A 16,388-nucleotide genomic window follows, 5' to 3' on the forward strand; every position below is an offset into this window, starting at 1 on the left:
AAGTCGGAGTGGTGCGGTTGTTTAATAAATAACCGATGCCAGTTCCGAAGGGCGCTAATGATACCGCTGGGGGCACTTTGATTGAAGGGGCAAGGGAGCGAAAAAACTGATTATTTTTCGCTCTTTTTGGTTGACTTTTGTTCTACGGGGTGACGAGTGGAGTACCTGCCGGGTGGTCTACGGCAGGTTCGCTCAGGGGGTGTAGGGGCGGAAAATTATGTTGTAATTGACCGCGTCCCGGCCCGGATCACGGATGCTGATAGCAATGCGCACGGGGGTTTCCACGGGCATTATGTCGAGTCCTTCTGCTTCGCCAGCAAGATAGTCCGAGGGGGCGAAAATACTCTGGGCAACGACATCTCCGTTCAGGTTGGAGAATGTCAGGGCAATGGCTGGGAAGGGTTGCTGAAATACTGCCCGGTTGATGATAACTGCGTCTACCACCAGCTGGTTTCGGTTGTCCGGATCGGTGCGAACGACCAACTTGCGGCTCTGAATAGCCTCAACGTCGATCAAAGGCTTCAGCTCACAACCTGCCAGCTCGCAGCCCTTTTCATAAAACGGCCGTAGTTCCGGTATTGCCGACAGCCGGTCAAACTGAAACCAGGTGACTTGCGCAACCAGTACGCCGATAAGGCCCAGCACAACCACAGTCCAAGTCAGGGTGCGTAGCCAGCTTCTATTGCTGCCACCCATGGATATCGGCTCGTATCTGAGGTCGCCAAAGGGGGCACCCGCTTCAAAGGGTTGTTTTTCAGGCTGGTGTTCGAGTTCGGGTTCGGGCTCAGGCTCAGCGTCTGCCTTATGCTCGTTGGCAAAGGATTCGAATGCCGGGTCAGCCTGCTCATCGACGAAAAAGCCCGGTGTTTCGTCCTGTTGCGATTCCGGAGGGCTTTCAGTTGGGGTTGCGCTGGCGTCTTCTGCCTCTGGAGTGCTCTCGGCGGTATCGGCCGGCGCGTCGTCTTCCCAAAGAATCGCTTCGGCCCAGCTTTCATCAACGTCCTCAGTCAGGTCGTCGGCGTTGGATTCATCCAGAGCTGAGGGATTTCGGTCGTCGAAACTGCGGAAGCTGTCACTCAGTTCGTCATCCGAGAACGTCAGTTTTGTTCCGGCATAGCGGCCTTCTTGAGCATCTTCCTCGGGGTTATCCGCGAAGACGAAATCGTCTCCCGATGCATCGCTTTCGAAACCGCTGGCGGACTGTTCAGTTGAAGCGCCCTCTGAGGGCATTTTGCTGCCCTTGTCAGAGGGGACTTTCTGAGCAACGCTTGCTATCTCGTGTTCAATTGCGTTGAAAACAGCCATGCAATGACCACAGCGCACCTTTCCCTTGGCAAGGCCAAGTTGCTCATCGGTCACCCGAAAGCGGGTATGACATTTTGGGCATTCGGTTTGCAGACTACTCTGGGTCATGCTTTGTTCCTGAAAGCGACGGAGCTATGAACTGAAATACGAGTTGGGAGTTTAGTCTTTAAGACAGCCTCCGTCATCTGTCGTTGCGTCGTCCTGTGAGGCGTACCCACTCTTCACGCTGTGCCGGCTCATCCATAATAAACCAGGGCTCATAGGCAGCCATTACCGAACGGGCCTGGTAAGAAAGAATGCCCGAAAGCACCAGGTCACCCCCAGGGTTTGTAAGCTTTGCCAGATGAGGCGCGAGGCCTATTAGCGGCTGTGCGAGAATGTTTGCCAACATTACATCGGCTTTGCCGTCTGGCTCATTTTCCGGAAGGTACAGATCCAGCCTGGCCTCATCCACACCGTTGCGACGGGCGTTCTCACGACTTGCTTCCAGAGCCTGAGGATCGGTGTCTACGCCGGTAACATGGTCGGCGCCAAGAAGCAGGGCTGCCAAACCGAGTATGCCGGAGCCGCAGCCATAGTCGATTACCTGCTTGTCTGTAACATCCGCGCCATCCAGCCATTCCAGGCAAAGAGCTGTGGTGGGATGTGTGCCTGTGCCAAAGGCCAAACCTGGGTCCAGCATCAGGTTAGCGGCATCCGGATCCGGTGCTTCATGCCAGCTTGGCACTATCCATAAGCGCTCGCCGAATTGCAGCGGATGAAAATCGTCCATCCAGGCTCGCTCCCAGTCTTTGTCTTCTACCAGGGTGACGTCTATATCAGTCAGCGATTGCTGGGTTTGCTGGTGCCATGCATTGCGTATGTCTGAGCACAGCTGATCTATATCGCGGTCGGCCTGAAAAAGCCCGGTTACGGTGGTCTGGCTCCACAAAGGCGTGGTGCCATGGTCTGGTTCGTAGAGGGGTTGATCGGCTGCGTCTTCCATGGAGACGGCATCAGCGCCTATCTCCATAAGCAGATCTTCAAGCTGATCCGCGGTATCGGGATCAGCCGGGATCTGAAGTTGTATCCAGGGCATAGCTCTTCCTGCATTGTGATGCAGGAGGTTAGTCCCGCATCAGTTTTTCAAGGTAATGGATAGTGAAGTCTACCGTTTTAAAGCCGCCATCGCGCACCAGTTTCCGATGCAGAGGCTGATTGGTTTTAATGCCCTCAATCAGTAACTCGTCCAGAGCGATTTTCATGCGCCGGCGTGCCACCTGTCTATCGTCACCCCAGGTAATCAGTTTAGCAATCAGGGAGTCGTAAAACGGTGGAACGGTATAGCCACTATACAGGTGAGAATCCACCCGCACACCGTATCCTCCAGGGGCGTGAAAATACTTCACTTTGCCGGGGCTTGGCACGAAGGTATCCGGGTCTTCTGCGTTGATGCGGCATTCCATCGCATGGCCCCGGATCTGGATATCTTCCTGTTTGTACGCGAGGGGTAAGCCGCTGGCAATGCGCAGCTGTTCACGAACAATATCGACACCTGTCACCATTTCTGTGATTGGGTGTTCCACCTGAACCCGGGTATTCATTTCAATGAAGAAGAATTCGCCGTCCTGATACAGAAACTCGAAGGTGCCGGCACCCACGTAACCGATCTCTTTACAGGCATCCACGCAGGCTTTCAGGGTGCGTTCGCGAGCTTCCGGATTGATATTGGGCGCAGGTGCCTCTTCAATTACCTTCTGGTTTCGACGCTGCAGGGAGCAGTCTCGGTCGCCCAGGTGAATGCAGTTTCCGTGCATATCGGCGAGAATCTGAACTTCAACGTGGCGCGGCGTTTCAAGGAACTTTTCCAGATAAACCGTGGGGTCGCCAAAGGCATTTTTAGCCTCGGTCTGGGTGATCTGCACAGCCTTGAGCAGCGCTGCTTCAGAATGAACCACCTGCATGCCCCGGCCACCGCCGCCTGAAGCCGCCTTGATCATTACCGGGTATCCGATTTTGCGCGCTACTTGCAGGGTGCGCTCGTCGTCTTCGGTCAGCGGGCCGTCTGAGCCCGGCACGGTGGGAACGCCGGCACGAATCATCGCGTTAATTGCAGAAACCTTGTTGCCCATCAGGCGGATAGTTTCTGCACTGGGCCCGATAAAACGGAAACCGCTTTTTTCGACCTGCTCGGCAAAATCAGCGTTTTCAGCAAGAAAGCCGTAACCAGGGTGTATGCCTACGGAGTCTGTGACTTCAGCAGCACTGATAATGGTTGGAATGTTGAGGTAACTTTCCAAAGGGCTGTTGGGGCCGATACAGACAGATTCATCGGCGAGGCGCACGTGCATCAAGTCGCGGTCAACCTGTGAGTGAACCGCTACAGTCTTGATGCCGAGCTCTTTGCAGGCACGCAAAATCCGGAGGGCTATTTCACCCCGGTTTGCGATCAGAACTTTTTCTAACATGGCCATGAGTAGCTATCACCGAGTTCAGGAAATGATTAACAGCGGCTGGTCAAACTCTACGGGCTGACCGTTTTCAACCAGAATTTCAGTAATCGTACCGCTCTTGTCGGCTTCGATCTGGTTCATCATCTTCATGGCTTCTACAATGCAAACAATATCGCCCGCTTTTACCTGCTGGCCGATTTCGGCGAACGAATCGGCAGTGGGCGATGGCGCACGGTAGAAGGTTCCAACCATCGGAGAACGCAGCGCGTGCCCGTTGTGGACCGGTTGCTGCGGGCTATCGTCCTGCACGGGCCCAGGTGTTTCTGGTGCCGGCGCATATTGCGGTGCGGGTGGCGCGTATTGGCTAATGTATTGGGTGCCGGAGGCTTGTTCACGACGTCTGGAGATGCGAACAGAGTCATCTCCCTCATGAATCTCAATCTCTTCGACGTCAGATTCTTCAATCAGTTCGATCAACTTCTTGATTTTGCGAATATCCATGGTCAGTCCAATCCCGTTGTGTCAGGTCTGTCGGTGAATTCGTTGCATGGCGGCCTGAAGGGCGAGTTCATACCCCTGGCTGCCTAATCCGCAGATAACGCCCACGGCGATATCAGAAAAGTACGAATGATGGCGGAAGGCTTCCCGCGCATGCACGTTGGAAAGATGTACTTCAATAAACGGAATGCCTGAAGCTAATAGGGCATCCCGCAGAGCAACACTGGTGTGCGTGAAAGCTGCCGGATTAATAATAATAAAATCTACGCCCTCTGCTCGAGCTTCATGGATTCTATCAATCAATTCGTATTCAGCGTTTGACTGTAGGTGTAACAAGTGATGACCGCGTTCTTCTGCTTGTTCCCTTAATCGCGCATCAATGTCCGCTAATGTCTCGTGGCCATAGACTTCAGGCTCGCGGGTGCCGAGCATGTTCAGGTTGGGGCCATGGAGCACAAGAATTGTAGACATGGTTGCGTCTGCCTTTGTCACTTTAGAAACAGGATCGCCGAATATATCGGCATTTTCCACCCATGGTGTGTGCTTTTATTCTTCAGATCAACACTTATTGACAATGTTGCATGCCAGCTGCTGGCTGCAACCAGAGAAGCCAGAAGCGCCAGCAAGATCTTTTTGCTGATACTAATCATTGTCGTTAACAGGGAGAGGGACTTCTATACGACGATGGTTTCATACGGGCAGCTCTGCGGGAGCTGCCCGGTTAGTTGCCCGGGTGGATCAGCTGTCTGCCAGAGTGACGCAATTGCGCCCGTGATCCTTGGAGGCATAGAGTGCGCGGTCGGCGCGTTCGCACAGGGTATGGGAGGGTTCATTAACCCAGGAAGCCACGCCGCAACTGAAGGTTACATTAAACTCCCGGTCACCGGCAGGCTGCTGGAGTTCGCCGAAACGCTCCCGAATTTCATTCAGAACATTGCGGGCATCGCTTGGCCGTGTATTGGGAAGAATGATTGCGAACTCTTCGCCACCGAAACGGCCAATGTGATCGGTTTTGCGTAGGCGCTGCTTGAGAAACATAGAAAGACTGCGAATAACACGATCGCCGATCGGGTGCCCGTAGGTGTCGTTCACCTTCTTGAAGTAGTCAATATCAATCATCGCAAAGCACAGTGGCTGGTTTTTCTGCCGTGCACGCACGATTTCCTGGTCCAGCAAGTATAGCGTATGAGTGTGGTTGTAGAGCCCGGTGAGGCTGTCGCGGATCATCAGTGCCAGGAGTGAGCGTGCGCGCCGGCCACGGTTATGGAGTGTGGCAATCAGGTGCTTGGGGTCTACAGGCTTGGTCAGGAAGTCGTCGCCGCCCAGGCTCATGGCGTGCAATTGTTTGGTGACATCCTCCTCACCTGAAAGATAGATAATCGGCACGCTGTGAAACCGGTCCTGCTGCCGAATTACTCGCGCAATCTCCATGCCTGTGCAACCCGGCATGTACATGTCGAGGATGATGATCTCTGGTGAGAAGGTGTCCAGCGCGTGAATGATTTCCATGGGGTCGGTGATGATGTGGGCAGTCATACCCGCTTTCTTGAGAACCGTTTCCATGAACTTGGCCTGCGCTCTGGAATCGTCCAGTACAAGCACCCGGTATGGCTCCACAGTATTGCCGTGGGTGTAGGTTTCAATTTTTTCGATGAGCTGGCCGGGATCAACCGCAGGGTAAAAAAATTCTTCGCCGCCGCAGCGGGAAGCGCGGAGGCGGGTTTCAATAGTGCCGTCTTCGTCGCTCATGAAAATAATTGGAACGGGCGTGTCGTGCCTTTCTTGCAGCTGCTCAATGGTGGCTATGCCGGTGTTTGGGCCGCCGCCAAAGTTCACATCCATAAGGATTGTTTCGGGCTTATGCAGGGCGCAGGCCTCCGACAGTTCCTGTGCAGAATCAAATGCGGCAGCACGGAAGCCGAAAAATTCAAGCTGGCGGATTAGCCGGTTCGCCATCTCGGAGTTGGTGAGTGCGATATACACCGGGGTGCGCCGGAACTGGTGGGGTGTTTCTGTGTCGCTCTGGTCGGTTCGTCTCTGGGTGCTTCGTGCAAGTGCGTCGATGGCATCCTGAAGCTGCAGTTCGGTAGTGTCGTTTGGAGCGGCGTCGGCTGACCAGTTGTTTACAGCAGTGAGGATCTTGTTGCCCGCCTCGGCATGGTCTGCCATCTCGAATCTTTGTGCGTACCGCACCAGCTTTTCGGAAGCTCCGAGGAGTTCCTCCCGGAGCGCGGGAAACGACCCGCTGTTGGAATTAATTTTCTGCCAAGTGTCCAGTACAACCCGTGCCTGAGTTGTCACGCGGCGTGCAAAATGCTGCCTGAGTTTTTCTTTCTGGCTTGCGTCGCTCATTATTCTCCGGGCTGCCTCTTTTCATTATGGGCCGTCCTTAGGGGCGAGGACGTTTTTCCCAACTTTAGTCTGTTTCTGGAGTCTATAGTGTTTAGAGTTGTCGGCGTAGGTTGCACCGTGTAATTGTTTGTGAATTCTGAGGTGTGTATATAGAAAGCGCCATGGGTTAGGATCCATACAGACGGTAATGCAGTCAATTAACAGATAAGGGGCTTAACGTAATATGCCAGGCAAAATCAGACAGTATTTCAGAGACAAGAAAGAAGACGCCCAGGATTATGCCGGCAACAACGGCGTGATAGGCAAGTTTGTAGCTGTTGTCTTGCTGGTGTATTTGCTGGTGGCGATTGTGCTGGGGATCTATTGGAGCAGTGAACCCGAGGCTTTTTCAGTGCGCGAGCACACGCGGGCCGTTGCCAATGAGATGCAGCGGGAGCCAATCACCGGCTTCGCCACAACGGTAACCATGATCCGCATAGCCGAAACGCTTTTGGATAAGCCCGGAGGCTATCTGTCCAATGATATTTTCCCTCCCGGGCTTTGGCTGGATAACCAGCCAAACTGGGAATACGGCGTACTGGTGCAGCTTCGTGACCTTTCAAGGGCCATGCGTAAGGATATAAGCCGCTCCCAGAGCCAATCTGCGGAAGATCCCGATTTGATCATAGCGGAGCCGCAGTTTCACTTTGATAGCGGAAGCTGGGCTATTCCGTCCACCGAGGCAGAGTATCGTCGTGGTATTGCAGCGCTGAAGCGTTACCTTAATCGTCTGTCCAGCCCCGAGCAGGCAAACGCCCAGTTCTTTGCCAGAGCTGATAACCTGAGCAACTGGCTTGGTGATCTGGAAACCCGCCTGGGCAGCCTTTCGCGTACCCTTGGCGAGAGCGTTGGTAAGGCATCGGTTTCGGAAGCTGTGGCCAATGTGGATGCCGACAATCCGCTAAATGAAGAAACCGGTGGCGGTGATATTAAAACCGACTGGACCAAGATTGACGATGTGTTTTACGAGGCTCGGGGCAGTTCGTGGGCCTTGCTGCATATCTTCCGCGCTATTGAAGTGGATTTCCGTAAGGTGCTACAGGACAAGAATGCTATTTCCAGCGTGAAGCAGGTAATCATTGAACTGGAAGGTGCTCAGGGTGAAATGTGGAGCCCGGTTATCCTTAATGGTAGCGGGTTTGGCGTTCTGGCTAACCACTCGCTGACGATGGCGGCCTATCTCTCGCGGGCCAATGCGGCCATTAGCGACATGCGGGATCTTCTGTCCCGGGGTTGAGGGCTTCATTCAGACATAAAAAAACCGGGCATGGCCCGGTTTTTTTATGTTCAATCAGGCAGATTAGTTGGAATAAGCCTTGATCGAATCAACAATGGCTTGCTTGGCTTCGGCAGCGCTGCCCCAGCCTTGTACTTTGACCCACTTGCCTTTCTCGAGAGTCTTGTAGTTTTCGAAAAAGTGCTTGATCTGCGCACGCAGCAATTCCGGCAGGTCTTCGAGCTCTTTTACGTGGTCGTATACAGAGGTCAGTTTGCTGTGGGGGACAGCAAGCAGCTTAACGTCACCGCCAGCTTCGTCTTCCATATTCAACACGCCGACAGGCCGGCAGCGGATAATAGAGCCTGGCTCCACCGGGTGCGGGGTAACAACGAGCACGTCGATCGGGTCGCCATCGTCAGCCAACGTGTGCGGAATAAACCCGTAGTTTGCGGGGTAGAACATGGGGGTGGCCATGAAGCGGTCTACCAGCAGGGCACCCATGTCTTTGTCCAGTTCATACTTGACCGGGGAGCTGAAGGCCGGAATTTCAATGGCAACGTAAATGTCTTCCGGCGGGTTTTTGCCAGCGGGGATGTTGTCGAATTGCATGAGACGTCCTTCCTGATCTGTGGGATTCGTTAACTGCGCTTAAAAAGTGAGCGCGATTATACGGGACTCTGTCGCTATTCGAAACTAAACCTTGGTGGGTGGGCCTGGCTTTCGTGCAAGCGACCCTCTGGGCGCACTGCCTGAAAAGCGCCCGTAAATACTTCCCTGTAGGGCTCGGTCGCGCCATCCCTGGCGCTCCACGTTTTCAGGCAGTGCGCCCAGAGGGCCGCCCAAGCATCTGTATACGCCTGATGCCGATGAACGAAACTTATAACTTGATCTGCTTTGCAATCAGTTCCTTCATGATTTCCGTAGTACCCCCGCCAATCGACAGGATTTTCGTATCTCGATAAAGCCGGTCCACCACGGATTCCCGCATGAAGCCCATGCCGCCAAAAAGCTGCACCGCTTCCCGCGTGACTTTTTCGCAGATGTCCACTGAGAAGTTTTTCGCCATGGCCACTTGTTTGATGGGGTTTTTGCCAGCCTGCATCAATGCTGCACAGCGGTAGGTGTATTCACGAGCCACGTCGATTTGGGTAGCCATGTCGACCAGCTTGTGGCGAGTCACCTGGAAACCGGAAACCGGTCGGCCAAATGCCTGGCGCTGTTTTGCGTACTCTATGGCAGCTTCGTACGCGAGTTGTGCGGTCATGTAAGCCATGATGGACAGGCTGAGGCGCTCCGCCAGGAAGTTGCTCATGATGGCGATAAAGCCGGCGTTCTCTGCGCCGATCAGGCGGTCTGCAGGTACCCGGCAGTCTTCAAAGAACAGCTCGGCTGTATCGCTGGCCCACCAGCCCATTTTTTTAAGCTTGTTGCCATTGGAGAAGCCGGGCATGTCGCGGTCGATGAGTAGCAAGCTGATGCCAGCATGGCCTTCGCCCCCGGTTCTTACGGCTACGGTGAAGTGGTCGGCCCGTGTGCCGCTGGTGATGAAGGTTTTGCTGCCGTTCACGATGTAGTGATCGCCGTCTTTTACGGCGCGGGTTTTGAGGTTGGCTACGTCGGAACCGCCGCCCGGCTCAGTGATCGCCAGCGCAGAAATTTTATCACCACTCAGAACCGAGGGCACAATGTGCTCCCGGATCTCTTTCTTGGCCCACTTGGCAACGGGTGGCAAGCCAATGTCGAGAGAGCCAATGCTGGCAACAAAACCGCCGGATGTGGAACGCATCAGTTCTTCAGAAACCGCTACTTTCAGGAAAATGTCGCCTTCACCCACTCCGCCCAAAGCCTCAGGGAAACCAATGCCCAGCAGGCCGGCGTCCCCGGCTTTTTTGTAGATTTCCCGGGGAAACTCACCGTCTTCTTCCCATTCGTCGATGTATGGGCGCACGTGGGTTTCAATGAATTTGCGGGCGGTCAAGCGGGCCTGTTCATGGGTATCGTTGAAGTAATCAGACACTGAAAGCACCTCTACATTGGCTATATAAATTGTTGATGCCGTCAGTGTTACTGATTTTCATACCCCAAGCAAGCGCTTGGTTTGGTGTGCGCCACAATAAAAACCGGCAGAAGTTGCCGGCTTTTATCGTGGGTTGGTGCTTGGGTTTCATGTACCTGCGCGGGCGATGCTTTGCACTCCGGAGTCGGTGCCCAGAAGTAATAAGTCTGCAGGGCGCCGGGCAAACAGGCCGTTGGTCACAACGCCGACAATGTTATTCAAGCGCTCTTCCACCTGAATGGGGCGAGACAGATCCATGTTGTAGATATCGAGAATGATATTGCCATTGTCGGTTGTAAAACCGTCGCGATAGACCGGGTCGCCCCCCAGCTTGACGATTTCCCGGCCGACCAGACTGCGTGCCATTGGCAGTACTTCTACCGGGAGGGGAAAGTCTCCCAGAATGTCTACTTTTTTCGAGCCGTCGGCGATGCAAATGAAGGTTTTGGCCACCTCGGCCACAATTTTTTCACGGGTCAACGCGCCGCCGCCGCCTTTAATCAGCTCAAGCTGTCCATTGGTTTCGTCTGCGCCATCTACATAAAACTCCAGCTCACCGGCGCTGTTCAGGTCGTATACAGGAATGCCGTGGCTTTTCAGGCGCTCTGCCGTTGCTTCCGAGCTCGCTACAGCACCGTCAAAATCGTTTTTCAGATCTGCGAGCATGTCGATAAAGAAGTTGGCGGTGCTTCCTGTGCCTACGCCAATAATACTGTCACGCTCCAGGCGCGGCGCGATGTAATCCACAGCCGCTTTGGCAACGGCTTTCTTGAGTTCGTCCTGGGTCATTAGGCGCTCCGGGTGCAAATCGTGTGAGTTCGGGGCCATTATAGCGCTTAAGAGGCGCCTGCTTATAGACGACCGTGGTGCAAACTTCCTACACTGTGGGTTTTCCTCGACCATTCATCCCATCAGCAACCGGAACCAACATGCCGCAACGCTACATCAAGAAGATTCTCGATGCGCGCGTCTATGACGTGGCCATCGAAACACCCCTAACTGAAGCCCGCAGCCTGTCCAAGCGCTTTGGCAACAATATTATGCTCAAGCGGGAAGACCTTCAGCCGGTGTTTTCTTTCAAGATTCGCGGCGCGTATAACCGGCTTGTTCAGTTGTCGGAAGAGCAGAAGTCCAAAGGGGTTATCTGTGCTTCCGCGGGCAATCATGCGCAGGGTGTAGCGCTTGCTGCCAAAGAGCTGGGTATCAAAGCCGTTATCGTGATGCCCCAGACTACACCGGAAATCAAAGTGCGTTCAGTGCGGGACCATGGCGCGCGGGTCGTGTTGAGGGGAGATGCCTTTGATGAGGCTGCTACCCATGCCCGGGAGCTGGTAGAAAAACATGGTTACACTTATATACCGCCCTATGATGATCCCGATGTTATTGCCGGGCAGGGCACGGTTGCCATGGAGTTGCTTTGGCAGTTCAGCAAGCCAATTCATGCGGTGTTTATCTGTGTGGGCGGTGGCGGCTTGATTGCCGGCATGGCGGCTTATATCAAATACCTGCGCCCTGAAATCAAAGTGATTGGTGTAGAGCCGGAAGACTCCAATTGCCTGCAGGCCGCCATGAAGGCTGGCAAGCGCGTGGTTCTGGACGAGGTGGGCATCTTTGCTGACGGTGTGGCAGTAAAGCAGATTGGCAAGTATCCATGGGAAATCTGCAAGGATAATGTGGATGAGGTCATTACAGTTTCCACCGATGAGATCTGCGCAGCCATCAAGGATATTTTTGAAGATACCCGCTCGATCGCCGAACCCGCGGGTGCGTTGGGCGTTGCCGGTATCAAGAAGTACATCGAGCGGGAAAAGATCGAGAATGAAAACCTGGTTGCCACCTTGAGCGGCGCCAACATGAACTTCGATCGCCTGCGGTACGTTTCAGAGCGCACGGAAATCGGGGAGAAGCGCGAGGCCATCCTTGCGGTGACCATTCCGGAGAAGCCGGGGGCTTTCAAAACATTCATTAACGCCTTGCACAAGCGCAGCATTACCGAGTTTAACTATCGCTACGCTGATGCAGGCAAGGCAACGATTTTTGTGGGTGTTCAGGTTCAGGCCGGCGGCCTGGGCAGAGACGAGTTGGTGCAGGATCTTCGCGAAAACGGCTATTCCGTTCTCGACCTCACAGACAGTGACATGGCCAAGCAGCATATTCGCCATATGGTGGGTGGCCACGCGCCCACCATCACCAATGAGAAGGTGTTCCAGTTCGAATTCCCGGAGCGCCCGGGGGCGCTTTTGAAACTCCTGATGTCGCTGGGAACGCGCTGGAATATTTCGATGTTCCATTACCGCAACCACGGCGCCGCATATAGCCGTGTGCTGTTGGGTGCGCAAGTAGAGGATGATGAGGTAAAAGACTTTGAAGCTATGCTGGGCAAAGTAGGTTTCCGTTATGAAAACATGACGGACAACGAGGCTTACCAGTTGTTTTTGGGTGCCGGCAACGGAAAGGCATCCTGACTCTATTGATTAGCTGGTCCGGGCGATAGCTCCCGGGCTGGCTCCTCTTTATCCGCACGCCCCTGTTTTTCTTACTGAACTTTAACCTGTCAAAAATTGTAAAACTCAGAATGCGTGTTAGTCTTTCGAGCAATTCTTGGAAACAAGAATAGAGGGCTGATTTCTCGCAGATTTAACATTATTTGGAACAGGAATAAGTGTCATGGGTGGCAAGCCTGATATTATCCGGGCCATTGTGCTGATCTTTGCTGTCGGCCTTGTAATTACAGGGTTTACGTCGCTACAGGCATCGGAAGGCAGGCCCGCGACTGCAACGAAAAATTCTGTTGAGCCAGTTTCCGCGTATTCGGCCACTACCCGGTCAGAGTTCCGCTGACCCCTTAACGCACTCCGCATTACTTTACCCGATACACCTGCGAGTCCGTCACCACGCTATGCAGTGGTACGTCCCAGGGCTCAATGGGTAGCTTGTTTACCTTCTGAAAGTTGTGAGCCAAGCCTATGAGCTTCGGTGCCAGCCGCGGGCGCAGGCGGGTGAACGCGAACGTGCGATCGTAAAATCCGCCTCCCATTCCCAGTCGTCCGCCGTTTGCATCAAATCCCACCAATGGAAACATCACCGCGTCTAGCGCCCATGCTGGTCGTCTGAGCCCTTTGCTGAAAGCTGGTTCGGGGATGCCAAAGCGATTGGCCCTCAGTTCGATGCCATCGTAGTAGGGGCTGAAAACCAGCCTGCCAGGATGGATCGGGTGCAGTACCGGCAGGTAAAAGTGAACTTCTTTGCTACGGGCCCTAGCCATGGCCATGTAAGGATGTGGGTCAATCTCGCCATCGTTGGGCAGATAGATGGCAATGTGCTTGGCTCTGTATAGGTCCGGATTTTTCAGCAGATTCAGAGCAAGAGAAGCCGAGGCCTGTTCCTGATCCCGTGCTGACAGTGCACACCTGAGTTGGCGCAAATGCTTTCGTAATGCGTTGCGGGACGAGGGGGGTAAATCGAATTCGGAGGGGTGTGAGTCGGTAGTCTGGCTCAAAATAAAGCTTCCCGAGCTGCCGTTATCGAACGTGGCCCTTGAACCCAAAGTTCAAGGTCGGCGGCCGCTGTGACATATTAGGCTTTCCCCCTGCGGGGACATGCTCACAATGCCCTAGAGTAGCCACCTGGGTAAAGCGCATCGGCTCGAGGACGAGTTCGACCAGCGAACAGCCCAGGAAGTGAATCCATTATAGGGCCAGATCCGGGTGCGATTGCAACACCTATCGGGGAAACAACCATAAATCAGTGGTTTGAAGGCTCGCCGAGGGCGTTTTCCAGCTTGCTGTCCATGGCTTTCAGGAGCGTGCTGGTGGCTTCTGACATGGTGTCCCGTTCTAGCAAATCGTGGGTCATGTTCAGTGCGGCCATCACGGCGATGCGCTCGGTGCCGAATACCTTGCCGCCGGTACGAATTTCCCGCATCTTGCTGTCGAGGTGTCTGGCTGCCCGAATCAGTGCCTCCTGTGCTTCAGGAGGGCAGGCGACCAGATATTCCTTGTCGAGAATTTTCACCTCAACGGTAGTAGGTTGCTTGGACATCAATGGTGCTCCAGTGCCCGAAGGCGACCGATCATGGCTTCGATCTTGTTTTTGGCAAGATCATTTTTTTGCATAAGCTGGGCCCGTTCCCGGTTCCAGTCATCCTGCAACTGCCTCAGAGCAGCGTTATTCTGCTCCAGTTTTTGGCAGTGTTCGATCAGCTTGTCCAGCTTGTCCGCTAATGCTTGTACTTCGGACTGTTCCATGACGTGCCCAGCATAGGTTGAAGTTATTGCGACTAACTATAAGTGCGCGCGCCATAGCGGTCAATTTACACGCGTGTCATAAGTAGAAGCCTTCCGTTCTTTGACGCTTCTGCGCACGATTTTGTCACGTCTCACCGGGGCTTCCAAAGCCCTGAGAACGGCTTTGCCGCCAAGCGCTGAAGGCCGGAATAAGCGCTACTAACAGGGCGGCCAGCGGCACGGATATCAGTAGAGACCATTCTTCGAAGGTTAATGGGCGTAATTGAAGCTGAATTCCATAATTTGTCAGCAGCCAGGGGCCAAACATTGAAATCGCCAAAGCACCCAATGCCAGCGAAATTACACAGGCTCCAAGGGCAAGTGCCAGGCACTCCATAAGGTAGAGGCATGCAATCAGGCCGGGAGAGGCACCTGTAGCACGCAAAATTGCGATTTCGTGGGCGCGTTGGGTTTGCAGTGTGAGCAGTACCGCAATCAGACCGATCAGGCTAGTCACCACTACGAATCCGGTGATGCCAAGCAGTGCCTGCTCAAACTGGCTCATCAGTCGCCAAAGTTCACTCAAGGCCACGCCGGGCAAAATGGCCGAGAGTGGTTCGCCCGCGTACTGGTTTAGATCACGCTGCACGCGAAACGTGAGGATCTTGCGATCCAGACCGGCAAAAACAGCGGTAATAGTTTTGGGTGTTAAGTCCCGGTTTTGTGCCTTCTCCGGGGTGAGCGTGCGACCGGGAATGGCGATACCCGATTCCCAGCCAACGTGTATAGCCTCCATGCCTTGCAGGCTGATATAGACCGCCTGATCAACCGGTGTGCCCGTGGCCTCAAGAATGCCGGTCACGGTGAAGGGGGTGTCTTTGTGATTCGAGAAGCTTGTGCGCCCGCCGCCATGGGACAGTATGATTTTATCTCCGAGGCCATGGGTCAGGGTTCTGGCAACGCCGGCACCCAGTACCACATCGAAAATTCCGTCAAACCAATGGCCGGCAGCAAGGTTCAGAGGCTGGCCCCTGCCAAACCGGAAATACTCGGCAAAACCTTTGTCTGTGCCGACAACCCGAAAGCCCTTGTAGCTGTCGCCCAGAGAAATGGGGATCAGCCAGTCAATGCGCGTGTCCTGCTTGAGATCCTGAAATGTGGACCAGCGGATGTTGTTGGTGGCATCGCCGATATGGAACACCGTGTACATCAGCAGGTTAAGCTGGCCACTGCGGGCGCCGATAATCAGATCGGTATCGCTGATGGTGCTGGTAAAGGACTGCTTCACTTCCGTGCGCAGATACTGGATTCCGAGCAGAAGGGTGACGCTCAAGGTGAGGGTGAGGCACACCAGGGCCAGCACTTTGCGCCGGTGCCACAGGCTGGCACTTGCCAGTGATAATGCGAGACGAGCCTTCATGCGGTTACCTGCCCGAGTTCTAGCTGGTGATGAAAGTGCTGGGCCAGCGAGCGATCATGGCTGACGAACAGCACGGACGTGTTGCGTTGTTCAGCCATGGTTAGCAATAGCTGAATAAAGCGGTCGCGATTATCACTGTCCAACGCGGATGTGGGCTCATCCGCCAGAATAATCTCCGGCGCACCGATCAGCGCCCGTGCAGCGGCAATGCGCTGCTGCTGACCAATGCTGAGCTGAGTAACCTTGCGTTGCCAGTGGCTCTGTGGAATGGCCAGAGCCGCCAGTAACCTCTGAGCGGCGGCAGCTGGCGCCTCGCCGGTGGCAGCCTTGCGCCGATGTGACAGCCTGCAGGGCAGGGTCACATTGGCCTCGGCTGTGAGGTAGGGCACCAGGTTGAACTGCTGGAATATAACGCCCATGTGGTCTGCCCGGAAGCGGTCACGCTTGCCCGCACCCAGTTGGTGGATGTCATTGCCCAGCAGTTTGATGGCGCCCGCAGCTGGTGCGAGCATGCCGGCAAGAAGGCTCAGAAACGTACTTTTCCCCGTGCCGCTCGGGCCATGAAGAAAGAGGTGTTCGCCCTGAGGTAGTGTGAGATCAGGGAACAGCAGTGTCGGCTGTTGGTTACCCCAGCAAAAGCTAAGATTTTTGACGTCGATCGCCGCTGGCGCATGTTCTCGAAGGTGCGCGTTGGTTTCTGACTGGTTGTTCATGTTGATTGCTATCTGCCCCGTGTATTATGTCAGGCTACTATTCATGTGCACTGAAATGGCTGTTGGTTTTCCGGAGAGCTTTGTTAATGATCTCTACTTCACGTTCCTCTGCCTGGGCTCCGGTTTCG

17 protein-coding genes and 1 other RNA gene are annotated in these 16,388 nt (G+C 54.4%); 3 read left to right on the forward strand and 15 right to left on the reverse strand.

What is annotated here, in order from left to right; genetic code table 11:
• Nucleotides 1-192 precede the first annotated feature (192 nt).
• From AADB16_RS04635 to AADB16_RS04660, 6 genes are all read right to left on the reverse strand, one after another.
• Nucleotides 193-1,413, reverse strand: coding sequence for a DUF3426 domain-containing protein (locus AADB16_RS04635; RefSeq protein ID WP_410801699.1), 1,221 nt, complete (start codon nucleotides 1,411-1,413; stop codon nucleotides 193-195).
• Between the two features lie 73 nt (nucleotides 1,414-1,486).
• Nucleotides 1,487-2,383 carry a 50S ribosomal protein L11 methyltransferase gene (gene prmA / locus AADB16_RS04640; protein ID WP_309043879.1) on the reverse strand — a complete coding sequence of 299 codons (897 nt, stop codon included), beginning with the start codon at nucleotides 2,381-2,383 and terminating at the stop codon, nucleotides 1,487-1,489.
• A gap of 28 nt (nucleotides 2,384-2,411) precedes the next feature.
• Nucleotides 2,412-3,758 (reverse strand): acetyl-CoA carboxylase biotin carboxylase subunit, encoded by a 1,347-nt coding sequence (gene accC / locus AADB16_RS04645; protein WP_410801700.1) that lies wholly within the window; start codon nucleotides 3,756-3,758, stop codon nucleotides 2,412-2,414.
• Between the two features lie 18 nt (nucleotides 3,759-3,776).
• Entirely contained in the window at nucleotides 3,777-4,238 is a 462-nt protein-coding gene (gene accB / locus AADB16_RS04650) for an acetyl-CoA carboxylase biotin carboxyl carrier protein (protein ID WP_298449413.1), read from the reverse strand.
• A 21-nt stretch (nucleotides 4,239-4,259) separates the two neighbouring features.
• Entirely contained in the window at nucleotides 4,260-4,706 is a 447-nt protein-coding gene (gene aroQ, locus AADB16_RS04655) for a type II 3-dehydroquinate dehydratase (protein WP_309043877.1), read from the reverse strand.
• Nucleotides 4,707-4,973: 267 nt separating this feature from the next.
• Entirely contained in the window at nucleotides 4,974-6,587 is a 1,614-nt protein-coding gene (locus tag AADB16_RS04660; protein ID WP_410801701.1) for a diguanylate cyclase, read from the reverse strand.
• Nucleotides 6,588-6,810: 223 nt separating this feature from the next.
• On the opposite strand from AADB16_RS04660, the gene AADB16_RS04665 reads away from it, so the two are divergent.
• Nucleotides 6,811-7,863 (forward strand): DUF2333 family protein, encoded by a 1,053-nt coding sequence (locus AADB16_RS04665; RefSeq protein WP_410801703.1) that lies wholly within the window; start codon nucleotides 6,811-6,813, stop codon nucleotides 7,861-7,863.
• Nucleotides 7,864-7,926: 63 nt separating this feature from the next.
• On the opposite strand, the gene ppa is transcribed toward AADB16_RS04665, so the two are convergent.
• From ppa to rpiA, 3 genes are all read right to left on the reverse strand, one after another.
• Complete coding sequence (ppa, locus tag AADB16_RS04670; protein ID WP_298449409.1) at nucleotides 7,927-8,454, reverse strand: inorganic diphosphatase; 528 nt, start codon at nucleotides 8,452-8,454, stop codon at nucleotides 7,927-7,929.
• Between the two features lie 268 nt (nucleotides 8,455-8,722).
• On the reverse strand, nucleotides 8,723-9,862 hold the full coding sequence (locus AADB16_RS04675) for an acyl-CoA dehydrogenase family protein (RefSeq protein WP_410801705.1): 1,140 nt from the start codon (nucleotides 9,860-9,862) through the stop codon (nucleotides 8,723-8,725).
• A 147-nt stretch (nucleotides 9,863-10,009) separates the two neighbouring features.
• Nucleotides 10,010-10,690: a ribose-5-phosphate isomerase RpiA gene (gene rpiA, locus AADB16_RS04680; RefSeq protein ID WP_298449407.1), complete on the reverse strand. Its 681-nt coding sequence runs from the start codon at nucleotides 10,688-10,690 to the stop codon at nucleotides 10,010-10,012.
• Between the two features lie 140 nt (nucleotides 10,691-10,830).
• On the opposite strand from rpiA, the gene ilvA reads away from it, so the two are divergent.
• Both ilvA and AADB16_RS04690 read left to right on the forward strand, forming a co-directional pair.
• On the forward strand, nucleotides 10,831-12,366 hold the full coding sequence (gene ilvA / locus AADB16_RS04685) for a threonine ammonia-lyase, biosynthetic (protein ID WP_410801707.1): 1,536 nt from the start codon (nucleotides 10,831-10,833) through the stop codon (nucleotides 12,364-12,366).
• 202 nt (nucleotides 12,367-12,568) lie between these two features.
• Entirely contained in the window at nucleotides 12,569-12,742 is a 174-nt protein-coding gene (locus tag AADB16_RS04690) for a hypothetical protein (RefSeq protein WP_309043871.1), read from the forward strand.
• Nucleotides 12,743-12,761: 19 nt separating this feature from the next.
• Here the strand turns inward: AADB16_RS04690 and AADB16_RS04695 are convergent, their stop codons facing one another.
• The 6 genes from AADB16_RS04695 to AADB16_RS04720 all read right to left on the reverse strand — a co-directional run bounded on the left by AADB16_RS04695 (nucleotide 12,762) and on the right by AADB16_RS04720 (nucleotide 16,260).
• Complete coding sequence (locus tag AADB16_RS04695; RefSeq protein ID WP_410803581.1) at nucleotides 12,762-13,403, reverse strand: 5-formyltetrahydrofolate cyclo-ligase; 642 nt, start codon at nucleotides 13,401-13,403, stop codon at nucleotides 12,762-12,764.
• Between the two features lies 1 nt (nucleotide 13,404).
• A non-coding RNA gene (gene ssrS / locus AADB16_RS04700) (6S RNA) lies at nucleotides 13,405-13,584 on the reverse strand.
• 61 nt (nucleotides 13,585-13,645) lie between these two features.
• Nucleotides 13,646-13,942: a cell division protein ZapA gene (locus AADB16_RS04705; protein ID WP_309043869.1), complete on the reverse strand. Its 297-nt coding sequence runs from the start codon at nucleotides 13,940-13,942 to the stop codon at nucleotides 13,646-13,648.
• Nucleotides 13,942-14,148 carry a TIGR02449 family protein gene (locus tag AADB16_RS04710; protein WP_309043868.1) on the reverse strand — a complete coding sequence of 69 codons (207 nt, stop codon included), beginning with the start codon at nucleotides 14,146-14,148 and terminating at the stop codon, nucleotides 13,942-13,944. The genes AADB16_RS04705 and AADB16_RS04710 overlap by 1 nt, the downstream gene beginning before the upstream one ends.
• 124 nt (nucleotides 14,149-14,272) lie before the next feature.
• Nucleotides 14,273-15,547, reverse strand: a complete 1,275-nt coding sequence (locus AADB16_RS04715) for an ABC transporter permease (protein WP_410801709.1) — start codon at nucleotides 15,545-15,547, stop codon at nucleotides 14,273-14,275.
• Nucleotides 15,544-16,260 (reverse strand): ABC transporter ATP-binding protein, encoded by a 717-nt coding sequence (locus AADB16_RS04720; RefSeq protein ID WP_410801711.1) that lies wholly within the window; start codon nucleotides 16,258-16,260, stop codon nucleotides 15,544-15,546. The genes AADB16_RS04715 and AADB16_RS04720 overlap by 4 nt, the downstream gene beginning before the upstream one ends.
• Between the last annotated feature and the right edge of the window lie 128 nt (nucleotides 16,261-16,388).

Source organism: Marinobacter sp. KMM 10035, assembly GCF_046537445.1.
Lineage (GTDB): Bacteria > Pseudomonadota > Gammaproteobacteria > Pseudomonadales > Oleiphilaceae > Marinobacter > Marinobacter sediminicola.

Excerpts from the sequence above, each read along its gene's own strand:
- AADB16_RS04635 (WP_410801699.1), bottom strand. The coding sequence starts at position 1,413 with ATGACCCAGAGTAGTCTGCAAACCGAATGCCCAAAATGTCATACCCGC.
- prmA (WP_309043879.1), bottom strand. The coding sequence starts at position 2,383 with ATGCCCTGGATACAACTTCAGATCCCGGCTGATCCCGATACCGCGGAT.
- accC (WP_410801700.1), bottom strand. The coding sequence starts at position 3,758 with ATGGCCATGTTAGAAAAAGTTCTGATCGCAAACCGGGGTGAAATAGCC.
- accB (WP_298449413.1), bottom strand. The coding sequence starts at position 4,238 with ATGGATATTCGCAAAATCAAGAAGTTGATCGAACTGATTGAAGAATCT.
- aroQ (WP_309043877.1), bottom strand. The coding sequence starts at position 4,706 with ATGTCTACAATTCTTGTGCTCCATGGCCCCAACCTGAACATGCTCGGC.
- AADB16_RS04660 (WP_410801701.1), bottom strand. The coding sequence starts at position 6,587 with ATGAGCGACGCAAGCCAGAAAGAAAAACTCAGGCAGCATTTTGCACGC.
- AADB16_RS04665 (WP_410801703.1), top strand. The coding sequence starts at position 6,811 with ATGCCAGGCAAAATCAGACAGTATTTCAGAGACAAGAAAGAAGACGCC.
- ppa (WP_298449409.1), bottom strand. The coding sequence starts at position 8,454 with ATGCAATTCGACAACATCCCCGCTGGCAAAAACCCGCCGGAAGACATT.
- rpiA (WP_298449407.1), bottom strand. The coding sequence starts at position 10,690 with ATGACCCAGGACGAACTCAAGAAAGCCGTTGCCAAAGCGGCTGTGGAT.
- ilvA (WP_410801707.1), top strand. The coding sequence starts at position 10,831 with ATGCCGCAACGCTACATCAAGAAGATTCTCGATGCGCGCGTCTATGAC.
- AADB16_RS04690 (WP_309043871.1), top strand. The coding sequence starts at position 12,569 with ATGGGTGGCAAGCCTGATATTATCCGGGCCATTGTGCTGATCTTTGCT.
- AADB16_RS04705 (WP_309043869.1), bottom strand. The coding sequence starts at position 13,942 with ATGTCCAAGCAACCTACTACCGTTGAGGTGAAAATTCTCGACAAGGAA.
- AADB16_RS04710 (WP_309043868.1), bottom strand. The coding sequence starts at position 14,148 with ATGGAACAGTCCGAAGTACAAGCATTAGCGGACAAGCTGGACAAGCTG.
- AADB16_RS04715 (WP_410801709.1), bottom strand. The coding sequence starts at position 15,547 with ATGAAGGCTCGTCTCGCATTATCACTGGCAAGTGCCAGCCTGTGGCAC.
- AADB16_RS04720 (WP_410801711.1), bottom strand. The coding sequence starts at position 16,260 with ATGAACAACCAGTCAGAAACCAACGCGCACCTTCGAGAACATGCGCCA.